The organism is Gammaproteobacteria bacterium (assembly GCA_013696315.1).
In the GTDB taxonomy this organism is placed as follows: Bacteria; Pseudomonadota; Gammaproteobacteria; order JACCYU01; family JACCYU01; genus JACCYU01.
Map to the genome: position 1 here is coordinate 1 of JACCYU010000081.1, position 15,967 is coordinate 15,967.

General features: G+C 57.7%; 17 protein-coding genes and 1 tRNA gene. 4 read left to right on the plus strand and 14 right to left on the minus strand.

Annotation, left to right across the window (positions count from 1 at the left end; all coding sequences use genetic code 11):
* Positions 1 to 518, plus strand: a 518-nt coding sequence (locus tag H0V34_04525; GenBank protein MBA2490988.1) for an encapsulin, incomplete at its 5' end; no start/stop codon positions are given.
* A 2-nt stretch (positions 519 to 520) separates the two neighbouring features.
* On the opposite strand, the gene H0V34_04530 is transcribed toward H0V34_04525, so the two are convergent.
* The 6 genes from H0V34_04530 to H0V34_04555 form a co-directional block, all read right to left on the minus strand.
* A complete protein-coding gene (locus H0V34_04530) occupies positions 521 to 1,939 on the minus strand; it encodes an L-seryl-tRNA(Sec) selenium transferase (GenBank protein ID MBA2490989.1) in 1,419 nt (472 codons plus the stop codon).
* A gap of 20 nt (positions 1,940 to 1,959) precedes the next feature.
* Positions 1,960 to 2,056: transfer RNA gene (locus H0V34_04535), tRNA-Sec, on the minus strand.
* A 10-nt stretch (positions 2,057 to 2,066) separates the two neighbouring features.
* Positions 2,067 to 4,019 (minus strand): selenocysteine-specific translation elongation factor, encoded by a 1,953-nt coding sequence (gene selB / locus H0V34_04540; protein ID MBA2490990.1) that lies wholly within the window; start codon positions 4,017 to 4,019, stop codon positions 2,067 to 2,069.
* A 185-nt stretch (positions 4,020 to 4,204) separates the two neighbouring features.
* Complete coding sequence (locus H0V34_04545) at positions 4,205 to 5,176, minus strand: ABC transporter substrate-binding protein (protein ID MBA2490991.1); 972 nt, start codon at positions 5,174 to 5,176, stop codon at positions 4,205 to 4,207.
* A gap of 3 nt (positions 5,177 to 5,179) precedes the next feature.
* A complete protein-coding gene (locus H0V34_04550; GenBank protein ID MBA2490992.1) occupies positions 5,180 to 5,743 on the minus strand; it encodes an ABC transporter substrate-binding protein in 564 nt (187 codons plus the stop codon).
* A 41-nt stretch (positions 5,744 to 5,784) separates the two neighbouring features.
* Positions 5,785 to 6,387: a TlpA family protein disulfide reductase gene (locus H0V34_04555; protein ID MBA2490993.1), complete on the minus strand. Its 603-nt coding sequence runs from the start codon at positions 6,385 to 6,387 to the stop codon at positions 5,785 to 5,787.
* A 174-nt stretch (positions 6,388 to 6,561) separates the two neighbouring features.
* On the opposite strand from H0V34_04555, the gene H0V34_04560 reads away from it, so the two are divergent.
* The 3 genes from H0V34_04560 (at position 6,562) to H0V34_04570 (ending at position 9,066) form a co-directional block, all read left to right on the plus strand.
* Positions 6,562 to 7,230: a class I SAM-dependent methyltransferase gene (locus tag H0V34_04560; protein MBA2490994.1), complete on the plus strand. Its 669-nt coding sequence runs from the start codon at positions 6,562 to 6,564 to the stop codon at positions 7,228 to 7,230.
* A gap of 161 nt (positions 7,231 to 7,391) precedes the next feature.
* On the plus strand, positions 7,392 to 8,522 hold the full coding sequence (locus tag H0V34_04565; GenBank protein MBA2490995.1) for an aminotransferase class V-fold PLP-dependent enzyme: 1,131 nt from the start codon (positions 7,392 to 7,394) through the stop codon (positions 8,520 to 8,522).
* Positions 8,523 to 8,853: 331 nt separating this feature from the next.
* Entirely contained in the window at positions 8,854 to 9,066 is a 213-nt protein-coding gene (locus H0V34_04570) for a DUF4926 domain-containing protein (protein ID MBA2490996.1), read from the plus strand.
* Positions 9,067 to 9,210: 144 nt separating this feature from the next.
* Here H0V34_04570 and H0V34_04575 read toward each other — a convergent pair whose 3' ends face one another.
* The 8 genes from H0V34_04575 to H0V34_04610 all read right to left on the minus strand — a co-directional run bounded on the left by H0V34_04575 (position 9,211) and on the right by H0V34_04610 (position 15,960).
* Positions 9,211 to 9,990 carry a hypothetical protein gene (locus tag H0V34_04575; GenBank protein MBA2490997.1) on the minus strand — a complete coding sequence of 260 codons (780 nt, stop codon included), beginning with the start codon at positions 9,988 to 9,990 and terminating at the stop codon, positions 9,211 to 9,213.
* 179 nt (positions 9,991 to 10,169) lie between these two features.
* Positions 10,170 to 10,496 (minus strand): hypothetical protein, encoded by a 327-nt coding sequence (locus H0V34_04580; GenBank protein ID MBA2490998.1) that lies wholly within the window; start codon positions 10,494 to 10,496, stop codon positions 10,170 to 10,172.
* 173 nt (positions 10,497 to 10,669) lie between these two features.
* Entirely contained in the window at positions 10,670 to 11,533 is an 864-nt protein-coding gene (locus H0V34_04585; protein MBA2490999.1) for an ATP-binding protein, read from the minus strand.
* Positions 11,534 to 11,545: 12 nt separating this feature from the next.
* The gene (locus H0V34_04590) at positions 11,546 to 13,030 is read right to left on the minus strand and encodes an ATP-binding protein (GenBank protein MBA2491000.1); all 1,485 of its coding nucleotides are present in this window, start codon (positions 13,028 to 13,030) and stop codon (positions 11,546 to 11,548) included.
* Between the two features lie 13 nt (positions 13,031 to 13,043).
* Entirely contained in the window at positions 13,044 to 13,613 is a 570-nt protein-coding gene (locus tag H0V34_04595) for a hypothetical protein (GenBank protein ID MBA2491001.1), read from the minus strand.
* A 37-nt stretch (positions 13,614 to 13,650) separates the two neighbouring features.
* Positions 13,651 to 14,523 carry a hypothetical protein gene (locus H0V34_04600; GenBank protein MBA2491002.1) on the minus strand — a complete coding sequence of 291 codons (873 nt, stop codon included), beginning with the start codon at positions 14,521 to 14,523 and terminating at the stop codon, positions 13,651 to 13,653.
* Between the two features lie 151 nt (positions 14,524 to 14,674).
* Positions 14,675 to 15,229, minus strand: coding sequence for a Uma2 family endonuclease (locus H0V34_04605; protein MBA2491003.1), 555 nt, complete (start codon positions 15,227 to 15,229; stop codon positions 14,675 to 14,677).
* Positions 15,230 to 15,294: 65 nt separating this feature from the next.
* On the minus strand, positions 15,295 to 15,960 hold the full coding sequence (locus H0V34_04610; GenBank protein ID MBA2491004.1) for a hypothetical protein: 666 nt from the start codon (positions 15,958 to 15,960) through the stop codon (positions 15,295 to 15,297).
* Positions 15,961 to 15,967 lie beyond the last annotated feature (7 nt).

The following is a 15,967-nucleotide window of genomic DNA, read 5'->3' on the forward strand; positions in this document are numbered from 1 at the left end:
TCGAATCCAGCCCCATCGAAGACGCGGCCGAGGCCGTCGCGCGCCGCGAGGAAGACTTCATCTATAACGGTTCGCCCAGCTTCGGCGTGGAGGGTCTGTTAACCGCCAGGGGTCGCAACGAAGTGACTATGGGCGACTGGTCCAAGGTCGAGCAGTCCATCAACGACGTGCTGAAAGCCGTAGAAACCCTGGACAAGGCGGGCTTTTACGGGCCGTACGCGCTGGCGCTGCCGCCCCGCGATTATAACAATCTGTTCAAGCGCTACGAAGGCACGGACATGCTGCAACACGACCACCTGCGGCGCCTGTGCAAACTGGGCATCTACAAAGCCCCGATCGAAACTGCGGTGCTGGTCGACGCCAGAGTGGGCAAGCTCGTAGTGGGCCAGGACGCCATGGCCGGTTATTCGTCGAATGACGGCATCCATTATCACTTGTTCATCAGCGAAAGCATCGTGCCCTTGCTGATAGAGCACAAGGCCATCTGCACTTTGAGCGCAACGCCGGCGGCGGCGTAGGTTTATCCGCCCGCGCGCCGCAGCGCGCTCAACTGTTCGATGAATAGCGGCTCATCTTCCAGACAGCGCAAATCCAGTTTGAGCGCGCCGTTCTGAATGCGGCCGATAATGGGGACAGGCAGGTATCGAAAGGCGCGCGCCATGTCTTCCAACCCATCCGCTTCGTGTTTGTCCGCCTGTGTCGACGCGATTGAAAGGCGCCAGCTCGGCAGACGGTCCACCGGCAGCGAGCCGCTGCCTACCTGACTGTCGCAGCTTTCGATGCTTACTTCCCAACTCGCGGGAAGCGCTTGGCGCGCAATCGGAAGCATTTTGAAAGCCAACGCCTTGATTTCGTCGGCTGACCGCGCAAGAAGCCTCAAACCCGGCAGCTCGTGGATCAGGTGTTCCGGCATCCCGTATAACTTCAACACCGCCTCCAGCGCAGCCATGGTCAGCTTATCGACCCGCAGGGCGCGCTTTAGCGGATTGCGGTTGAGGCGCCCGATTAACGCCTTGCGCCCAACGATCAATCCCGCCTGCGGCCCGCCCAGCAATTTATCGCCGGAAAACGTAACGATATCGGCGCCGGCGGTCAGGCTTTCGGCGGGCGTGGGTTCATGCGGCAAACCGTATTGCGCCAGGTCGATCAGACTCCCGCTGCCCAGATCGACCAGCAGTGGCAGTTCTTGCTCATGCGCCAATTCCGCCAGCACCTTTTCGGGCACCGACTTAGTGAACCCCCTGATCTCGTAATTGCTGGTATGTACACGCATCAGGAGCGCCGTGTCCGCGCCGATTGCGTTGCGGTAATCGCGTGCGTGCGTACGGTTGGTGGTGCCCACTTCGCGCAGACGGCTGCCGGAGCTGGCCATAATGTCCGGTATCCGGAACGCCCCGCCGATCTCCACCAGCTCGCCGCGCGAGACGACGGTCTCGCGGTCGACTGCCAGAGTGTTGAGCGCGAGCACCACGGCCGCCGCATTGTTGTTGACCACGGTCGCGGCTTCCGCGCCTGTCAGCTCTACCAGCAGTTCTTCGATGTGCGACTCGCGCCGTCCGCGTTCACCGGTCGCGAGATCGTATTCGACGTTGCATGCGCCCGCGGCCGCGACGAGCGCGCGCACCGCCGAATCCGGTAGCGGCGCGCGGCCCAGATTCGTGTGCAGCACCGTGCCGGTCAGATTGAAAATGGGTTTGAGCGCCGGTTGAAGCCGCGATTTCAGCCACGCCTCACAGCGTGCGAGCAGATATTCCTCGCCATCGTCGGCTTTCCAGTCGCCGACACGGATCGCCGCGCGCGCTTGGCTCAGCGCGGTGCGCACCGCGTCGACCACGGCGGTTCGGCCATGTGTATTTTGCAGCGCCCGCATCGATCCGGCGCGCAGCAGTTTCTCCACCGACGGCAGCGCCGAGAACCGGCGAGCCGTATCTTCATCCATGCGCGATTCCGGCCTCAGAATGGCGGAAGAGAGTGGGAGTCGAACCCACCAAGGACCGCCTGACGGCCCTCCCCGGATTTGAAGTCCGGACGCCCCACCGGGGATCGAATCTCTTCCATGCGCGCAATTATAGGCGCACCGCTCGCCGCGTGTCCGGTGCCCCGAAGATGGCCGAGGCACTGCCGCGGAGCCGCCGCCCGTCTTTGACCCGCAAGGTCAGGCCCACGCGGTCGAAATATTCCAGCAACTCGATGGTGACGTTGCGATCGACACCCGCGCCCTCGCGGAACAGCCGCATGGTAATGAGGTTGCCGCCTTGCGTATTGCAAAGTGCTTCGGTGCTGGCCGCCAGTGCCGCGATGGTGTGTGGCGGGTAATAAAGCTCATCGGAAATCTCGCAGATGTTTCCGGCTTTCGCCTGGCGCTTGAGCAATGCCTTAATGCGTGTCCGGTCTTCCTTGAACATCTCCGCCAGCTCGCGCGGTCGCGGCGGCCGTAATCCGCCCGCGTCGATCTTCACGTAAAGTCGCCGCCACAGGTTTTCCTCGATCGGCGACAGGCGATCGACATGTCCGGGCAAATGCAACAACGCGCCGTGGCGCAGAATCGCGCCTTCGGCGATCAATTCATCGACAGCGAGCTTCACCAAGGGGTCGGGCGCTTGATCACGGAGTCGTTGCCGTAGTTTGCCCTCGGTGACGCCGGGTTCACCCGGCAGACGCTGGTGATGTTCGGCAAGTGCCTCGATCGCGCCGTTGCGCAACGTCTGCCAGGCGCCGACCGTGACGCCGGTCGGCTTTCCCGCAACTTCGAACAGATGAAATTCGCATGCGCTGCGCAAGCCGTCAAGTTCTTCCGCGCGTAGATTCCAGGCAAAGCCGAATCCGCCCAGATCGAGACCTTGAGCGCCGCGCAGTTCCAGCAATCTCGCAATTGCCTCTGCTGGCGTTGGCTGCTCCAAAGCGGCAAGCCATCTTAGCCGTTGGGGCTTGCGGCGGCCGCGCGCGGGCGGCAGCGGATCGAGCACGAAGCCGCCGGCCATCGTGCGCAACGCGGACTGATCACGGACAACAAACCGATCGCCATGCAGCGCCGGGGTCGGTTTGTCCAGTACGATTTGCGCGAACCCGGACGCGCCGGGATCGATGTATTCCTTCTCCAGAATCGCGACGCGCCCGTTGATGTCGGCCGCGCCGATATGTACATGCACCGGCGCCCAGTGACGCAACGGGCGCGGTTCCGAGCGCAAGACATGCAGCCGGCAATCGAAGCGCGCGGAAGGCCGGTGCAGGACCGGCGCCAGAATCCAGTCGCCACGCTGGATGACCCGTGCATCAAGGTTCGCGCCGGCCAGATTCAGTGCGCAGCGATCGCCCGCGCGTCCGAGACTGGTTTGTTTGTTCTGGCAGCGAATGCCTCGCACCCGCGCGCTCCGGCCGACCGGCGAAACCATCAGACGATCATCCGGACGCACCGTGCCGGCATGCACGGTGCCGGTCACGACGGTGCCCGCGCCTTTTACGCTGAAACATCGATCGACGGCTAATCTGAAGTGACCGCCGCTGGCTCGGGGGGATTGCGTGCGGGCGACTTCGCCGAGCCGTCCGTAAAGCGTATCGACGCCGGCGCCGGTTCTCGTGGACACGCGCATGATATCGGCCCCCGCCAACGTCGTGCCCACCAGCATCGAGCGAATCGAATGTTCGGCCTCTTCGAGACGGGCGGGCTCGACCAAATCGGTCTTCGAGAGCGCTACCACACCTTCTTTCAACGCCAGCAGATCCACGATCGCGAGATGTTCGCGGGTCTGCGGCATCGGCCCGTCGGCGGCGGCGATTACCAGCAATACGTAATCGATGCCGAGCGCGCCCGAGAGCATGTTGTGCACGAATTTTTCGTGGCCCGGTACGTCCACGAAGCCCATTACGTTGCCGTCCGGCAGCTCGTGATACGCGTAGCCCAGATCGATCGTCATGCCGCGCCGCTGCTCCTCGGGAAATCGATCCGCGTCGATACCCGTCAACGCCTTGATGAGCGCGGTCTTGCCGTGATCGATGTGACCCGCGGTGCCGATGATCACGTTACCGGCCTCCTGAATCGATACCCTCTCCGGGGAAGGGATAATACGCGTCCGTAGGTCGCGAATCCTTTCGCGACAATGCGTCGCCAATGGACTGGCGACCTACGTCAGAGCAGGTTGTCAGAAAAAAATCTGGCCCCGCGCGGGGCCAGATCGTTGTCGCTACAGTAGCATCGTTCACATCTCTACTCGTCCACTTCGGTCTCCGCCAGCTCCAGCACCGTGGACTTGTAAGGCGTGAAGTCCACGCCGTCGCGCACCGCATAAAGCTTTTGCGGCGCGAACAGCAACAGCGCGTCGGCGTGATCGTAGATGTGCTTCTCGATCGCCTGCGTGATCTCTTCCTGCTCGTCCTCATCGACGGTACTCATCGCCTGATCGATCAAGCCCTGAAGTTGCTTGTCGCCCGGTGATTTGAGGAACCCGCCCGTGGCGCCGAAGAACTCACGATGCACCACCGCGGCGGGGAACTCCGGCGACCAGTCGAAGTGCTCGACCAGCCAGATGTACCACTCGCCAGTAGGTTCACCGACCTTGACGGATGCATCGAAACCGGCGTCGTTCAGATCCGCGGCCACGGCATCGGCCACGCCCTCGTGCGCTTCGTCGGTTACAATGGTGACGGTCTTGTCGGCGTCCTTCGCAAGCTGTCCGGCCTGCTCCGGGTCGTGCGTGTATGGCTCCAGGCTGTCGTTGTAACCGAAATGCCCTTCGAGGATGGTGGCCGCCATGAGATTGCCATAACCCATCATCGCGTCATCGATCACACCCTGCCGATCCACGGCGTAGTTGACGGCCTTGCGCAGCTTGATGTCGTTCCATTTCGAGTCGCCGCGGGTCTGATTGAACACTCCGAGCAGCACCGTCTTGGAATCGCTGGCGACGACACTTGCGGCGTCACTCTCTTCCACCTGCGCGGCCTCGGCCGGCGTCAGTTCGGTAACTATATCGATCTCGCCGTCCGCGCTGCCGACGTCTTTCACGGCCGCGGCCTTCGGAATCACGTTGTCGAACACCACGCGCACCGTCGGTTTGCGCGCCGAATCCCAGTATTCTTCATTGGGCTCCAGCACCACTTCGGGAGAACGCTTGTCGAGCAACGACGTACCTGCTACCAGTTCAAATGGCCCAGTCCCCCACGGTCCGGGTTCTTTGATGACTCACCAATTGCCTTCGGATGAGCCTTCGGCGGTGTTGAAGCCGCCCTGGTTCCAGAACTTCTGGCTGGCGACGTGCATGCCGCGCAGCTTGGTTATGGTGGCGCCGTCGACAGTTGTCGTGTTGAAAACAACGGTGTCATCATCCGGCGTCTCCATGCTGGCCTGCTTCGCGAAATTCAGCCAGGCGCCCGGAGGATGCGGACTTTCCCACTTCTGCACCTCGTCGAAGCTGCGCTTGAACACCGCGGGATCGAACGCGCTGCCATTCTGAAACACCGCGTTGTCGCGCAAGTCCAGCGTCAGTGTCTGGTTATCTTTCCATTCCCAGCTTTCGGCCAGCGCGGGTTGCGTGTGGCCGTTGTAGTCCACGCGCACCGCCTCTTCCATGGTGTTCCAGGTGATCCACAGCCAGTTGACCGGTGAGGGGTCGACCACCGCGGTTGGATAGTCTTTCGCCAGCGCCGGGCCCGCCAGGGCGGCGCCCAGTGCGAAACTTATGGCGGCGGCCAATGCCTTCGGGACATGCCCCGGCACATTGGCGGACAAGGGTTTGAAGATTTGCATGCACCTACCTCCTGCCGTTGTTACATATGAGAATCAGGATCTCAGCCGAGATGCGGCGTGAGAACCTTCGGCAAAGTCCCTTTCTTCGTGGCTCCCAAAATCGTCTCGACCACCTCGCCCTGCGGGGTAATCATGATCGTGAAGGGCAAGCCGACCACTTCGTTGCCCATCTTTTCGGATAATTTCAACGCCTCGTTACCGCCCACAAGAATCGGATAATCGACGCCATATTGCTCGATGTAATCCTTGACCTTGTCGGCATTATCCACAGCGAGACCCACGACCACCGTATTCTTGTCCTTGAACTGATTGTAGAGCTTGTTCAGCTCCGGCACCTCGTGCTGGCAGGACTTGCACCATGTGGCCCAGAAATTCAATACCAGATACTTGCCCTCCCACTTGGAGAGCGACTGCATCTGGTTCCAGTCTTCAAGTTTGTGAAAACTTGCATCGAACACCGCCGCGCCCTGCTGGCGCGATTCTGACGGCTGGCCTCTGGTGGTTTTCTCAACAGCCGCTGGCGCTTGTGGGCTGTTGTTGGTGGCCGTTTCTGGATCGCAGCCCTGTGCGAGCAACAGGATTGCCCCCGCCCAGACGAAGATTAGAGCGGGACGGGTAATGCTTGAGGATCGATGACGATTCATGCCGAATATTCGGGTCTCGATAAATACTATACCGTAACTACTATATACCGTACTTTTCGTGGAATTGGATGTGACCCATGAAAATCACTGCACGTCGCGTCGCGCAAAAAACTAACGATAAATTGAGGCGCGGCCGAGCTGGCGTGGTTTCGAGCACCTTGAAGTATACCGGCGATGGCTAAACGCCGGCGTCCTCGAGCGCGCGCACCGATCGTCGAGGAATACGCGCGACTCGCGGCCGGGTACGAGCGCAAATGGTCCGGCTACATTGAGGCGACGACCGAACAGACACTGGCGCGCATGCAGTTGCGCCCGCGCGACCGGTTGCTCGACGTCGGCTGCGGCACGGGCGCGCTGCTCGCGCGTCTCGCGCGGACTCATCCACCCGACCAATTGGTCGGCGTCGATCCCGTGCCGGAGATGCTCAGCGTTGCCCGGCGCCGGCTCGCAGGGTCGGTCGAGCTGCGCGAAGGCTGGGCAGAGCGGCTACCCTTCGAAGCGCAACAATTCGATGTCGTCGTCTCGTGCAACGTATTTCACTACATCCGGCAGCCCGTCGAGGCGTTGCGCGAGATGGATCGCGTGCTCCGCCCGGGCGGCTTACTCATCATCACCGACTGGTGCGACGATTATCTGGCCTGCCGCCTGTGCGACCTGTACCTGCGCTGGTTCAGCCGCGCGCATTTCAAGACCTACGGAGAGCGGGAATGCGCGCGACTTTTGCAGGAAACCGGGCCTGCCCACGTGGACATCGAGCGCTACAAGATCAACTGGCTGTGGGGTTTGATGACGGCGAGGGCGACGAAGTCGGCCGCTCAACCACCGTCGGCAATCGAGCGATGAGTTGAGGATCGGGGATAAGATGCCCCAATATAAACTGCGCATCGAATTTTGGGCCACGGCCGACAGTTGGCGCTGGGACGAACCGTGGTATCGAATGCGCCACTGGTGATATAAGTCAGCGACCGCCTACCAAGTTCAAAGCAAATACCTGTAAGACCGAAATGATTTACCTGGACAGCAACGCAACTACTTCGGTGCTCCCGGAAGTGCTGGAGTCCATGATGCCTTACTTTACGGCCGAGTGGGGCAATCCATCCAGTAGTTACCGATTTGGGTCGAAGCTAAAGACCGTGATCGAGACCGCGCGAGCGCACGTAGCCGAACTGATCGGCGCTCATTCGCAGGAGATCGTTTTCACGTCTTGTGCTACAGAGAGTAATAATTCCGCTAGCTTAGCTGCGCTGAAAGCCAATCCGGGCAAGCGGCAGATCGTCACATCGGCCGTAGAGCATTCCTCCGTGCTGAACTACTGTATGGCGCGCGAGCGCGACGGGTATCGGATAACTTATCTGCCGGTGGATCACGACGGAGTCTTGCAGTTGGCGGATTTGGTCAACGCGATCTCGGATGAAACGGCAGTGGTCTCGCTCATGTGGGCGAACAACGAAACCGGAGTGCTGTTCCCGGCGAACGAGATAGCTGATATCTGCCGCTCGCGAGGGGTCTTATACCACTGCGACGCGGCGCAGGCCGCTGGTAAAACCGATATTAATGTGCGCGAGGTGCAGACCGATTATTTGTCGCTCACAGGTCATAAATTCCATGCGCCGAAGGGAATAGGCGCGTTATACGTTCGCCGTAAGACACCGTTCTTGCCGTTTGTCCACGGCGGACATCAAGAGCGTAGTCGGCGTGGCGGTACGGAAAACGTCGCCTTGATCGTCGGCATGGGCAGAGCCGCCGAACTCGCGCGTAAGAGCTTGCCGAGTTATGAGAAGAAAGTGCGTCCACTCCGCGATACGTTAGAGGAATGCATTCTGAATTCGGTACCGGATACTGAGATGAACGGCCACAAAACGCAGCGATTAACTAATACCATTAACATCACCTTCCATGGAGTCGAATCCGAATCGCTGCTGCTATTGCTCGATCAAGCAGGCATATGCGCATCGTCGGGCTCGGCATGTCTGGCCGATTCCGACGAGCCATCGCATGTTATCAAGGCGATGAAACCGGATACAGCGGCCTCGCGACAGATGGTTCGTTTCTCGCTGGATAACCTGAATCAAACGGACGAGATTCGTTTAGCAGCGGCTGCGGTGAAACAGGTGGTTCAAGATCTTCGCGGCTGAGGCCGTATGACGAGGCTGCCGTCGGACGCGACTATTGCCGCGGATAAGATTACAAATTATCTTCTCCGATGGCGATCGGCGGATGACAAATCGGCTTTTCTAGCCCAAGCTGGTTACACACCAAAAAACGCGCACAGACTTATGTCTGACATTCGTTAGCAACTGATGCCGCTCGAAGCTGGGCTGCTGAACAAACTGAATACGGCCCTAAGTACCGGATTCGCGGCACTCTGACCGGGGCAAATGGGCATGTTCTTCATGTCGTGACCATTTGGATAACGGAGGAAACAACAGGCAAAACTAAGTTCATCGCGCTTTACCCCGACAAGATATGAAATACCAGCTATTTACCCGAGTTGCGCTGAAAACGGACTTGCCAGAGCACGGTCTTCGCAGCGGCGACGTGGCGACAGTGGTCGAACATCATCCGGGCACACCGGGGCAAGAGTTTGGCTACAGCCTAGAGGTGTTCAATGCCGCAGGTGAGACGATGGCGGTGGTCACAGTGCGTGAGTCTCAGATTGAACCGTTGACCTCTAAGTAGCTTTTGCACGTGCGGCCGCTATCGCAAACGGCGGGATAATTGAACATCGGCTGGAGATTGCCGACATCGTGCACCTTAGGTACCTTCTTACGAAGGCATATACGTTACGCTAGCGGCGCTGTTGCGGGTTTGCACAGCGGGTTTCTACCCGAACACTATCTCTCCGAAAGAGGGATAGTAGCGATAGATGGTTGCATAGTCTCGAATATCCTCATCAGGAATGCCGGCAACCTTTGGATACCTGCTCGGTTTTCGGGGAAGCATCGAGTTGAGGTGTCTAAGTTCTTTAGGCGTAAATTTGGGTGCCTTTATTGCATAGGATGAATCGCTTTCTCGAAAGAACGGCAATTCGTCAAAAGCGCACTTATCAAAGAATGGTTCTTCCTGTTTCGTCACGAGGAGACCGCCTAGTGTTAACATCGCAGCGTCATCAGCATACGTGAACAGGGCTATCTGACGGAACAAGAGTTTCTCTTCTGTCGGCAAGGGAGCATTTCGGTCTGCTAAACAGCTTGAGATCTCATCGATAATAACGCGCCGACACGTCCGTGCAAACATGTTACTCCGCAAGTCCGAGCCCTCAATATCGCGCGGTACTTTTTCATAGCCCACCGCCCTGCGAAAAGCATCCAGTCTAAATTCAGCTCCCTCTCGTGGGGAAACTCCGGACTTCCTTTCAGGCTCTACGTTCATACTGACAAGCAAAACGGAACCTGATCTAGCACGGGTACAGAAAGTGGCAACATCAGCTAGCACAGTTTTATCGAGCTTACTGTCGTAATCCATCCAAACTATACAGCGCTTCTCCCATGACAGTGTTGGCAGCACATCATTTGAGTGTCCAGGCTTGAGATTGATGCACCGATATGGTTGGTTAAATTCGAAGCGTTTCCAGTTAAACGTATCCTTTTCGATGCTAAACATGTCATCTATTCCCAGCAATTGATGGAAGAGCTGGAAGTCTGTGAAATAGATTGAACCGACCTATATACCGGTAGTTCTCAACTCGCTGGAATGGCTCCAGCCGTCTCAAAATGTCGGATAAAATCTTTCGCTCAACAGACTTTGCTGGCCGAAGAGGATAATTGACCGACCGATAGCTACTAACCACTATCTTTACCTTCATACGCCAAATAGTAATCGAACGTCTTCTCGCCAACCTCTTTAAACGTCCAGACTCCTAACAGGTCTTTTGCTTCTTGCACTTGATCTGCTGGTTTAGCGTAGTGAATCTTCTGCATCGGAGGCCCAGGAGGAGGCGGTGGTGTCCGCGGCGCGCGGAATACTGGCATTGTTACAACCTCTGAAATTCGCCGGCCGGCGGCGGAGGCAACCGCAGTAGCGAGTGGTGTCACAGCGGTTTCACCCTCCTCGCTGCGCCTTCGCTCATCCTCCACCTTGCGGAGAAAATCCAACACCGGTCGCGTCATTACAATCATTTCCTGCCGAGCCGCTCGGTAGACCGCCGAATCGGCATCAACTCCTGTTTTCGTTGTGGTCCATGGAAGCAAGGAGGAGTCATCAGAATCGAAGTACGCGAGGCCCCTAAACCGCGCGAAGTCCGGGTGGTACTTTGGAACGCGATCCCCTTCTCCCCAAACCGTTACTGTAAATTTGACTGATCAGCGCGAACGACTAAACGGCCGTTACAGAAGACGTACCAACCGCCTTCCTCCTTGCTGCGATCCGAAAGCCCGGCGTAAAGCTTGGCGTATACGGGCTGACGCCCAAAGTTATCATAAGAACGCTCAGCGTAAGCGGGGCTGATTTCATCAGACTGCAGCAGCTTAAGTGGATCATTGAGGAGAGGAATGCCATTGAGCGTCATGCTTAAGCCTCGTTCGAGACTGATTGAGTGAGCCACCGCAATCTCCTGCGAGAGCCTATTGAGGAAGAAGTCCTGCCCGAAGCTCTCCGCAACGCTATCGTGAAGTCGATCAATTTCGATTATCGTTCCTTGCTCCTCTTCAGGCACTGAGATCTCGTCCTCTAATGTCTTAAACTCAAAGTGCCAGTCTTCCGCGCCTTCTGCAGTTTGCCGAGTTTTCCATTCGTCTACATCAATTTCGATAGTGAATTTAGAGATAGATGTCGCTGATTTGACTCGAAAGCATTTTCCAAGCTTAAAAAAGGTGCGCTTCATGCCGACGCCAAATTGCCCTATGGAGTGGAGCGTGGACGGAGTGGCGTTGGTTCTCCCGAAGCGAAAGGCGTAATCCCGCGCCACATCAATGGGAATTCCACCGCAATTATCGGCGATCCGGAATTTCTCGGGCTTAACCTCCAATCGTATCCATAGTCCTTCGCAGTTGCCCGTATTTCTAATTCGCTGCGCCCCATCCACGGAGTTATCAACTAAGTCGATGATGGCGCGATTCAATGGGATGTCGCGCACCAACATGTGAATGAAGAACTCCTTTGTTGGAGACGCGTTAATACGCATGTTATCGGGCTGCTGTGCTGGCATGATTCGATCGCTTTACTTGCCCTCGTCTCTCCAAAACTGCCGCGTCATACCAGTTTGTAATTTGCCTTTCTGGCGTAGGGCGGCCTCACCTTTTTGTAAATCCCGGTGGATGACGCCGCCGAGAATCATTCGTTGCTGAGTGTCCGTCAGCGTGCGCGGGGAGAAATGAACGCCGCACTCGGCTAGTTCGGCGAAATTAGTTTCGTTTTTGCCGGTGGTTAGGAATTTGTCTGCGTCCTGCGATGCCATCCAGATTGGAAAACCCCATGATCGACCCTGCCGGGCCAATGAACCAAGCAGGCCCGCCTTGTTTTCCTTCGGTAACAATAGGTGCGCTTCGTCCACGAACAGCACGACTTTGATGGGCTGAATGCCGTCTCTTACCGCGAGATTCTGATTCAACTTGTTCATTAGGAAATTCAGGATTAGCGCGACGGCCAGCGCTTTGGTATCGCTGTCATTTCCAAATTCTTTGAAATCAACAACCGTAGAAGTGTTCAACCATTCTTCGGGTTTAACCGCGTTCCGAACGCGAGCAAACAGGTCAAATTGTACAATTTTTTGTACGATCGCGAGATCTACGCCAGTCGCGCCACTCTGCTCCAACCCAAACGCCAGTGAGGGGAAATCTGGTGCGGGAAGCTGTTGGTAGACGTTGCAAATATTTCTTTCCTGTATAGCACCAAGTTGCGGAGCAAAGCATCGGATCAAGTGAGCGATCTCGTAAGCAACCTTGGCGTTCTGAGTTGGGTTCGGGTGCCGGTAGAGCGGATTGATAGGAAGGCTGCGCTGGATAAGGCGAACGTAGTGCGCGCCAGTTTGATCGAGAAACTGAGTACGATTCTTCCTCTGCTGCGGGTTGTTCGGGTCGTCCTCCCGCTCACCTTTCAGGTCAAAGAAGACGAAGCGCACGCCCTGTCCAGCAAGTTGCGCCTGGAGGTCGAGCGCAAGTTGACTCTTGCCGGAACCTGGTTCGCCTGAAATTACCAGCAGTCCGTTCTTGGTACCGGGGCCGTTCATGCTCCACGCAGGTTCATCCGCCAGAAGTTTCAGCGTCACCTCTGTCTCAACCACGGGCATCACAGGAACTACGGGCGTGAAGCCGCCCCGCAGCCCAAGATCATCGCCCATCAGTTTCAGCAGGGCCGAGACGAACTTTGGCTGGTCGTTACCGGATTCCTCCCACAGTTGGTTTAACCGCTGGCATCCGAATTCGAAGTAACGTCGGAACTCCTGCCTGTAACCGCCCTCATCAAGTGTACGCCCAGCACGGTGATTCAAGGCGGCGCGGATTAGATCGCGCAGCTCGTCGCCGATAACCTGCTCATCGTTGAGGGTTACACCCTTGGCGTCCTTGGGTCTGAATTCCGATGGCACGCCTTCGCCCAATGCAAGGAAAATGGCGGCACGTCCTAATATCGCTTGATTGCGTGCACCGACACGCGCGTGAACATTCTCGATAAACTCGTGGGCTTCGCTGCTAGTATCGAATTTCATATGGGCTTGTCAATCACAGGGCATGCCCGAAATAGTCGCTGGTGACTCGCACTTCATAGTCGGAGCTATCTGGATTTCCATGCGGGTGAAGAGTGTACACTCGGGCCAGCCGATCGCTGACCCGCCGAAACAATTCGCCGTCAGGATCAACCTCTGAGTTGGTCGTAAGAATGACCGACTGGTGACCGGTCAGATAGAGCTGATCGAGCACGTTGGCACGCACTTCCTTATCGAGTCGGGCGAGGGGCGTGTCCACGACCAGAGGTGGCACAAGCTTAGCCAGCCGTCGGAGTGCCTCGTAGAATGCCACCATACGCACCTGCCGCTGCCCCGCGGAAGTGTTCGTTTCCTCCCACGTCACGCGTTTCCCATCTTTACGAAGCAGCCAGCATTGCCACTGGTTATCAAATTCCATACCCTCAAACTCGCGTTGGCGTTCGGTAATGTCTGCCCACAGCTTGCCTACGTGCTCGGAAATGCGTTGGCGCAATTGAATAGCCGCCCGGCTGCGGATTTCACCAGCCGCTTCGCGGTAACGCGCTGCTAGCGCCGCCAGGCTCTCTCCCCGTTGCGCCTTATCCACGATTTCGCGCTGATTCTTCTCTTGCCTCCTAAGTTCGCTAGACTCCAGTCTCTAGACGCGTAATCTCGCTTCCGACTTCAGCAAGACGCCTATTGATTTGATCGCGTGTCGCGATGAGTTCGCCCCTTTTTTGGTGCAACTCCGTACCCCGCTTGAACGCGGCCGTGTTTCGCTGCATCTGCTTGAGCTTTTGGTCTAGTTCGCGCAACTCAATGTCCATCCGCTCAATGCTCACGCAAATCTCGGCCAAATCACGCAAGGAACCACTGGCCGTTGCGAGACGCTGCCTGACTTGGGCACTGATGTCATTGCGGTCAACTACGAAGACACGCTCCGGAATTCCCTGTGGCGGGGGGTGAAAGAGGCGGTGTAAAGCATCTTCGAGCCGCTTGATAAAAAACGCCTCAACGTCTGGCTGGAGTGCGTACTCCGCTGGCACACCGCCAAATACGTCATCCTTGACTTGGGGGATTTTCGGCTCAACAGTGGATCTCGCACTCTCCCACTCGCGCCGTCGCTCCTCTGAAACCAAATAGTCATGAAGCTGCCGCCGATACGCCCCAAGTAAGAAAACCGGAAGTGCCGATTCCCAAGCATCGGTCAGCTTCAAGTCCAAAGCCGCTTTTGCCTTGGTTAGCTCGTCTCGGCGGTTCTGCGCTCTTTGGAGCTCTTCGGGGTCAACCGCCCCAAGCGTTTTTAGGTCATCCTCAACTTCCAACAGCTCAGCCTCGAGTTCGTGGAAGTCGCGTTTGCGCGTTTCACATTCCTTGCGGCGTGCCTTGAGGTGTCCATCAACGCGGATTACTTCGGCTGTTAGATCGACCAGCCTAATTTCAGGGTCTTGTCCGCCGGTTAGCTTGAAAACACGGGGAATCTTTTGCTGAATTAACCGTCGGAGGTCTTCTTCCAATTCCCCATACGTCCATAGTCCGAGGATTCGGGTTACGCCCTCAACAATGTCCTGATGTCCCAGATTGATGCTCTGGCTACGCCGATCCGATTTAGTTAGCAGAGCAAGAATTATTTAGCGAATTTAGATTTCGCGATCTAAGCTGATCTAATCACGTTGCAGGCAGTCCGGCATAGAGCTCGTCCAGCGAAACCTCAAAGGCGACCGAGGCGAGTTCCACGGTCTCGCCCGCCCCCAGGCTGATCTGATTCCAGCCATTTTCGCTGCGCCGGTAGACTTCAACGGCTGGCCGGTCTTGGGCGATCAGCACGTACTCGCTTAAGCTCGGTAGCGCGCGATACGCCGTCCATTTTTCAAGCCGGTCGCGCGCTTCAGTAGATTCCGATAACACTTCCACGATCAGAGTCGGTTCGGTCAGATAAACCGCGTTGGGCGCTACGGGCTGGCAGGTCACGACCACGTCCGGGTAATAAAATGCATCAGCGGACCGAACTTTCATGTCGGAGATGAAGGTCTTGCACGGCGAGCCCGACAGATGAGCGTGAAGACGGGCCGCCAAGCCGAGGGCCAGGAGGTTATGGCGAGCGGTACTGCCCACCATTGCGTACACCGCGCCCGCGACGTATTCATGCCGTACCTCTGCCGCTTGTTCACCGACGAGATAATCCTCGACACCCAACCACTCGATATTGCGTACCGACGCCATTGGGTTAACTTAGCATACGCTGTCGATCGCGGCATCTGTGCGTCGAGTTTGCAGGCTCTAAAAGCTCACGAGATGAGGATCACGCCGCCGCTGATCATCAACGCGATCACCCACAAGAGATCGAGGTTGAACCACGCGCGCCGCAGGATGGCTACGCCGAGCTTTTCGTATACGACGAGCGCGACCAGCGTCGCTACCAGCAGATAGCCCAGGGTGTGCACGACCACGGCCATCAGCCACGGCAACGGGCCGGTGAACGCCCCGATCTGCTCGCCGGAGAGGTGCTGCATATGCGCGGCATGCGTCCCGTGTCCCGCGTAACCCATATATGACCAGCCGAGCAGGATCGGTGCGAGCATCAGACCGGCGCCATGCGCGGAGGCCATCAGGAAAGACCATAAGGTCAGATCGCGAAAGTTGACTCTCATGCCGACCCAGCGTGGATGGCGCGTGCGTATAAGCCGGTAAATTCCCAAGCCGAACAGCATCACCGCCGCGCCGTAACGCAGGGCGGTTTCCGGCAAGTTCGCTTGCGCCAGCCACAACAGGCCGACCACCACACCTATCGAGAGCGCATGGCCCAGCGCGATCGGTGGAATGGCCATCAGAACCGCGCGCCGCTTTCGTTCCTGCAAGCCCAGCGCGACCGCGAACAGCCAGCCCATGCCGGGATTGACGCCGTGGAAGGCGCCCAGACCGAACAGAGTCAGCCAGGGCCAGAGCTCACGCACTCATGGA